Genomic DNA, 6000 nt, shown 5'->3' on the forward strand with positions numbered 1-6000 from the left:
GAGTGGTTCTCCTCCAAAAAACGAATGTAGTAACGTTACTACCTTTGAGCAAGCTCGACCATCCCTAAAACGCCGCGTTACTCATTTGGCTCGGCCTCATCAGTGTGGGTCAGGCTGTACACGTAGGCGGCCAGCAGGTGAACCCTGTCGTTGCCTTGTAACTCGGCTTGGGCTGGCATTTGACCTTGGCGCCCGACGCGGATGGTTTGTTGCAACTGAGCGAAGCTCGAACCATAGATGAACCCGCCTGGGTGGGTCAGATCAGGTGCGCCCATTAACGGGTTGCCTTTGCCTTCTGGGCCGTGACAGACCGCGCAGTTGGTCGCGTAGATGGCCTTGCCTTTAAGTGGATCGGCTTTGACTGCTTGCGGTAGCTTGCGCCCGTCAAGGTTGGTCAACACGTAAGCCGCTACGTCACTGACGCCTTGTTCGCCGATGACTTGGCTCCAGCCTGGCATCACCGCATGTCGGCCCGCCATGATGGAGGTCTTGATGTCAGTGGGAGTGCCGCCCCAGCGCCAGTTGGCGTCGGTCAGATTGGGGAAACCATAGGCACCCTTGGCGTCTGAGCCATGACACACCGAGCAGTTAGATGCGAATAAGCGCCCCCCCATTTTCAGGGCTTGTGGGTCTTTGGCGACTTCCTCGATGGGCATGGCGGCGAACTTGGCGAAGATCGGCCCATAGTGGGCGTCTGCTGTGGCCATTTCTTTTTCCCACTCATGTACACCCGTCCAGCCGGTCTGGCCATTGGCAAACTCGGTTTTCTCTTGGTTGTCCAAGTGGTCATAACCCGGTAGCAAGCCTTTCCAGTTACCCAAGCCTGGGTATAACACCAAATAGCCCAGAGCAAAGATGATGGTGCCCACGAATAGCATGAACCACCATTTGGGCAGTGGGTTGTCGTACTCTTCGATCCCGTCGTAGGCATGGCCGACTTTCTCGTCGGTTTCCTCGCTGCGCTGCCCCTTACGCGTGGCCACTAACAACCAGGTCAAAGCGAAGATCGTACCCAGGGTGAGGACTGTGATGTACAGACTCCAGAACTCAGTCATTTCTTTTTACTCCTGGACGCTTGCTCTTGCTCTTGCTCGACGTGCTTGGCGGCTTCGGGGTCGTCTTTGAACGGCAACATCGTTGCGTCGTCAAACTCGGACTTACGTTTAGGGCTGAACACCCACAAGGCCAAACCGATAAACGCCACCATCACCACCAATGTGCCCAGGCCACGAATCATCCCGATATCCATTCAGATCACCGTTTGCTCTTGATGAGAGTGCCCAAGCCCTGGAGATAAGCCACCAGTGCATCCATTTCGGTTTTGCCTTTGACCGCCTCTTTGGCACCGGCAATGTCTGCATCGGTGTAGGGCACGCCAAGGGTACGCAACACTTCCATTTTTTTAGCCGTTTCTTTGCCGTCCAGCGTGCGCTCAACCAGGAAGGGGTAAGCCGGCATGATGGATTCCGGCACCACGTTGCGTGGGTTGTATAAATGCGCGCGATGCCAGTCATCGGAGTAACGCCCGCCAACCCGAGCCAGATCCGGCCCAGTGCGCTTGGAACCCCACAAGAACGGGTGATCCCACACGCTTTCACCGGCCACCGAATAATGGCCATAACGCTCGGTTTCGGCACGGAATGGGCGAATCATCTGCGAGTGACACCCCACACAGCCGTTGGCGATGTAAATATCGCGACCTTCAAGCTCCAACGCGCTACGTGGCTTCATGCCCTCAACCGGGTTGTTGGTTACGTCTTGGAAAAACAGCGGAACGATTTGCGTCAAGCCGCCGATACTCACAGCAACGACCATGAGCAAGGCCATCAGACCAATGTTCTTCTCGATTGTGTCGTGCTTGATCATCAGTGGGCCCCCACGACAGCGATCTGGCTCGCGGCTTCAGCTTGTTGCGGATTTGAGGCGCGCAGCGTGCGCCACACGTTGTAGGCCATAAACAGCATCCCACTGGCAAAAATTGCCCCGCCAATAGCGCGCACCACATAGCCCCAATGGCTGGCTTGCAATGATTCGACGAATGAGTAGCTCAGCGTGCCGTCTTCATTGATGGCGCGCCACATTAGGCCCTGAGTAATGCCGTTGACCCACATCGAGGCGATGTAAAGCACGGTGCCGATGGTGGCCAGCCAGAAGTGAACGTTAATCAGGCGAACGCTGTACATCTGCTGTTGGCCATACAGGCGCGGGATCATGTGGTACATAGAGCCGATGGTAATCATCGCGACCCAGCCCAGCGCCCCGGCGTGAACGTGGCCGATGGTCCAGTCGGTGTAGTGGGAGAGGGCGTTGACGGTCTTGATCGCCATCATCGGGCCTTCAAAGGTCGACATGCCGTAGAACGCCAAAGACACCACCAGAAAACGCAGAATCGGGTCGGTGCGCAACTTATGCCAAGCGCCCGACAGCGTCATCATCCCGTTGATCATCCCGCCCCAGCTTGGGGCCAGCAAGATAATCGACATGGCCATGCCCAGCGACTGCGCCCAGTCAGGCAATGCGGTGTAGTGCAAGTGGTGCGGGCCGGCCCAGATGTACAGAGTAATCAACGCCCAGAAGTGCACGATAGACAGCCGATACGAGTAAATCGGACGTTCTGCTTGCTTGGGCACGAAGTAATACATCATGCCTAAGAAGCCAGTCGTCAGGAAAAACCCCACGGCGTTATGGCCGTACCACCACTGGATCATGGCGTCGGTCGCGCCTGCATACGCTGAGTAAGACTTAAAGAAACTCACTGGTAATGACGCGTGGTTGACGATATGCAACATGGCCGTCACCACAATAAACGCGCCATAGAACCAGTTGCCCACATAAATGTGCTTGGTTTTACGTTGGGTAATGGTGCCGAAGAAGACAATGCCATAGGCCACCCAGACGATGGCCAGCAGGATAGCTAACGGCCATTCCAGCTCTGCGTATTCTTTGCTGGTGGTGTAACCGAGCGGCAAGGTAATGATTGCTCCGACAATAACCGCTTGCCAGCCCCAAAACGTAAACGAAGCCAATGTGTCGGAAATCAGTCGTGTTTGACAGGTGCGCTGCACTACGTAGTAGGACGTGCCAAACAATGCACAGCCGCCAAAGGCAAAAATCACAAGGTTGGTGTGCAAGGGCCGCAGACGACCGAAAGTTATCCATTCAAGGTCAAAGTTCAGTTCGGGCCACACCAGTTGTGACGCAATAAAAACCCCGAGGGCCATGCCAAGGATTCCCCAGACCACCGTCATGATGGCGAACTGGCGGACGACCTTATAGTTATAAGCAGTCCGATTGATTGCTGTGCTCATTGCAAGGTTCCACGGTTTTATAGTTTTTAGGGGCAAAACGATCGCAAGCAAGGATAAAGCATAGGGTTATTGCAACGAAGCCAAACCTAAATTTATCTCTTGAAAGGCTTGTTATAGAGCCTTTTTACTAGGTTGGCAGAGTCAAAATAGCCGCTTAAAAAATGCCAAGTGCAAGGCTATGACAAGGCGACGCTGGGGGAGAAAGTAAAAGAGCAGGCGGGGAATGTCCAGAACATTGTTCACAGTGTTGTATACATCTTTGCGGGGCGGTGTGTCGCCGCTCCCGCAACGAAGTGGATTATTCGGCTGTTTCATCCTCGGATTTGACGTGCGACAGGCTGTACACGTACGCGGCCAGCAATTGCACTTTGTCATTACCTAGCAGTTCGTTTTGCGCGGGCATCTGGCCTTGGCGACCATGACGAATGGTTTGCTGCAATTGCGCCAGACTAGTGCCGTAAATAAACGAGGAAGGTGCGGTTAAGTCCGGCGCGCCCAACAGCGGGTTGCCTTTGCCGTTAGCGCCGTGACAGGCCACGCAGGTGGTGTCGTACGCCTGTTTACCGGCCTGCAGATTGAACGATGTGCCCTGTGGCAGCGCCAGCCCCGCGAGGTCGTGACGAACATACGCCGAGACGTTCTTCACCCCGTTCTCACCCAGCACCTCACCCCAAGCGGGCATCATGCCAATGCGCCCGGCCATGATCGTAGCTTTGATGGTGCCGGCATCACCGCCCCAGCGCCACGACGAGTCAGTAAGGTTAGGAAAGCCAAACGCGCCTTTGGCGTCGGAACCGTGGCATACCGAGCAGTTTGACGCGAACAGTCGACCGCCCATTTTCAGGGCTGCCGGGTCTTGAGCGACCTGTTCCACGGGCATGGCCGCGTATTTGGCGAAAATAGGTGCAAATGTAGCGTTGGCCTTGTCCATCTCTTTTTCCCACTCGCGGGCACCGGTCCAGCCCTCATCGTAACCTGGCAGCAGACCTTTCCAATTGCCCAAGCCGGGGTAAAGAATCAAATACCCGACCCCGAACAGCAGCGTGCCAATGAACAACAAGAACCACCAACGTGGCAGCGGATTGTCGTACTCCTCAATGCCGTCAAAGCTGTGACCCATGGTTTCGTGAGTCTCGCTTTTTTTCTCGCCTTTACGCGTACTGAACAACAGCCAAGTCAGGCCGACCAAGGTGCCAATGGTCAGCACGCTGACGTAAATACTCCAGAACTCAGACATTCTTTTTACTCCTGGACGCTTGCTCTTGCTCGACCTGCTTGATGGCCTGCGGGTCATCCTTGAAGGGCAGCAAGGTCGCGTCGTCGAACTCTGACTTGCGCCGCGGGCTGAATACCCATAGCGCCAGACCGATAAAAGCCACCGCCACCAGCAGTGTGCCCAGCCCGCGAATCGTTCCACTACTCATGTCAAAGACCATGGCTCACCTCTTGCTCTTGATGGCAGTGCCGAGCACTTGCAGATAGGCGATCAACGCGTCCATTTCGGTCTTGCCTTTGACCGACTGCTTGGCGTTAGCGATTTCTTCGTCGGAGTAAGGCACGCCCAGGGTGCGCATGACTTCGAGCTTTTTCGCGGTATGGCGGCTATCCACCGGTGTCGACACCAACCACGGGTAGGCGGGCATTTTCGATTCAGGGACAACGTTGCGCGGGTTGTATAAGTGCGCGCGATGCCAGTCATCTGAGTAGCGAGCGCCGACCCGTGCAAGGTCTGGCCCGGTGCGTTTGGAGCCCCACAAGAACGGGTGATCCCACACGCTTTCACCGGCCACCGAATAGTGCCCATAACGCTCGGTTTCGGCGCGGAACGGGCGGATCATCTGTGAGTGGCAGCCCACGCAGCCTTCGCGGATGTAAACGTCACGACCTTCCAGTTGCAGTGCGGTGTAGGGCTTCATGCCTTCCACTGGGGTGTTGGTCACGTCCTCGAAAAACAGCGGCACGATCTGCGTTAGGCCGCCGACACTCACGCACAAAATCATCAGCAACAGCATCAGGCCGATATTTTTTTCAATTATTTCGTGTTTCATGGCGGACTCCTCAGGCCATCTGCGCAGCAGCGACAACGTCAGCTGGCTCGGCATGACGCACGGTGCGCCACGTGTTGTAAGCCATCAGCAACATGCCGCTGAGGAAGATCACCCCGCCGATCAGGCGCACCACATAACCCGGATGGCTGGCTACCAAGGTTTCGACGAAGGAGTAAGTCAGCGTGCCGTCGGCGTTGACGGCGCGCCACATCAGGCCCTGAGCGATACCGTTGACCCACATCGAGGCGATGTACAGCACGGTGCCGATGGTGGCTAACCAGAAGTGCGCGTTGATCAGGCCGATGCTGAACATCTGCGGGCGACCGAAGACTTTAGGAATCATGTGATACAGCGCGCCAATCGAAATCATCGCCACCCAGCCCAAGGCTCCGGCGTGCACGTGGCCGATGGTCCAGTCGGTGTAGTGGGAGAGGGCGTTTACGGTCTTGATAGCCATCATCGGGCCCTCAAAGGTCGACATGCCGTAGAACGCCAGCGACACCACCAAAAAGCGCAGGATCGGGTCGCTGCGCAACTTATGCCAAGCGCCCGAGAGCGTCATCATGCCGTTGATCATGCCGCCCCAACTGGGGGCCAGCAGAAGCAGCGACATCACCATGCCCAGCGACTGCGCCCAGTCTGGT

8 protein-coding genes are annotated in these 6000 nt (G+C 56.3%); all 8 read right to left on the reverse strand.

Translation table 11 applies throughout. The features are described from left to right. Nucleotides 1-77: 77 nt before the first annotated feature. Nucleotides 78-1055 (reverse strand): cytochrome-c oxidase, cbb3-type subunit III, encoded by a 978-nt coding sequence (gene ccoP / locus AQS70_RS02330; protein WP_055101325.1) that lies wholly within the window; start codon nucleotides 1053-1055, stop codon nucleotides 78-80. Beyond that, nucleotides 1052-1249 (reverse strand): CcoQ/FixQ family Cbb3-type cytochrome c oxidase assembly chaperone, encoded by a 198-nt coding sequence (locus AQS70_RS02335; RefSeq protein ID WP_055101326.1) that lies wholly within the window; start codon nucleotides 1247-1249, stop codon nucleotides 1052-1054. Before AQS70_RS02335 ends, ccoP (AQS70_RS02330) begins: the two co-directional genes overlap by 4 nt. Before the next feature lie 5 nt (nucleotides 1250-1254). Continuing rightward, complete coding sequence (gene ccoO / locus AQS70_RS02340; protein WP_055101336.1) at nucleotides 1255-1863, reverse strand: cytochrome-c oxidase, cbb3-type subunit II; 609 nt, start codon at nucleotides 1861-1863, stop codon at nucleotides 1255-1257. A 2-nt stretch (nucleotides 1864-1865) separates the two neighbouring features. Continuing rightward, a complete protein-coding gene (gene ccoN / locus AQS70_RS02345) occupies nucleotides 1866-3308 on the reverse strand; it encodes a cytochrome-c oxidase, cbb3-type subunit I (protein WP_055101327.1) in 1443 nt (480 codons plus the stop codon). A 298-nt stretch (nucleotides 3309-3606) separates the two neighbouring features. Then, entirely contained in the window at nucleotides 3607-4545 is a 939-nt protein-coding gene (ccoP, locus tag AQS70_RS02350) for a cytochrome-c oxidase, cbb3-type subunit III (protein WP_055101328.1), read from the reverse strand. Beyond that, on the reverse strand, nucleotides 4538-4732 hold the full coding sequence (locus tag AQS70_RS02355; RefSeq protein ID WP_055101337.1) for a CcoQ/FixQ family Cbb3-type cytochrome c oxidase assembly chaperone: 195 nt from the start codon (nucleotides 4730-4732) through the stop codon (nucleotides 4538-4540). The genes ccoP (AQS70_RS02350) and AQS70_RS02355 overlap by 8 nt, the downstream gene beginning before the upstream one ends. A gap of 15 nt (nucleotides 4733-4747) precedes the next feature. After that, on the reverse strand, nucleotides 4748-5356 hold the full coding sequence (gene ccoO, locus AQS70_RS02360) for a cytochrome-c oxidase, cbb3-type subunit II (RefSeq protein WP_055101329.1): 609 nt from the start codon (nucleotides 5354-5356) through the stop codon (nucleotides 4748-4750). A 10-nt stretch (nucleotides 5357-5366) separates the two neighbouring features. Continuing rightward, nucleotides 5367-6000, reverse strand: a 634-nt coding sequence (locus AQS70_RS02365; protein ID WP_187331766.1) for a cbb3-type cytochrome c oxidase subunit I, incomplete at its 5' end; no start/stop codon positions are given.

It is taken from the genome of Pseudomonas endophytica (assembly GCF_001411475.1).
GTDB classification, from domain to species: Bacteria; Pseudomonadota; Gammaproteobacteria; order Pseudomonadales; family Pseudomonadaceae; genus Aquipseudomonas; species Aquipseudomonas endophytica.

What these genes read in the sequence shown, in the direction of transcription:
- AQS70_RS02335 (WP_055101326.1), bottom strand. Translation starts at nt 1,249, where the DNA reads ATGGATATCGGGATGATTCGTGGCCTGGGCACATTGGTGGTGATGGTG.
- ccoP (WP_055101325.1), bottom strand. Translation starts at nt 1,055, where the DNA reads ATGACTGAGTTCTGGAGTCTGTACATCACAGTCCTCACCCTGGGTACG.
- ccoO (WP_055101329.1), bottom strand. Translation starts at nt 5,356, where the DNA reads ATGAAACACGAAATAATTGAAAAAAATATCGGCCTGATGCTGTTGCTG.
- ccoP (WP_055101328.1), bottom strand. Translation starts at nt 4,545, where the DNA reads ATGTCTGAGTTCTGGAGTATTTACGTCAGCGTGCTGACCATTGGCACC.
- AQS70_RS02355 (WP_055101337.1), bottom strand. Translation starts at nt 4,732, where the DNA reads ATGAGTAGTGGAACGATTCGCGGGCTGGGCACACTGCTGGTGGCGGTG.
- ccoN (WP_055101327.1), bottom strand. Translation starts at nt 3,308, where the DNA reads ATGAGCACAGCAATCAATCGGACTGCTTATAACTATAAGGTCGTCCGC.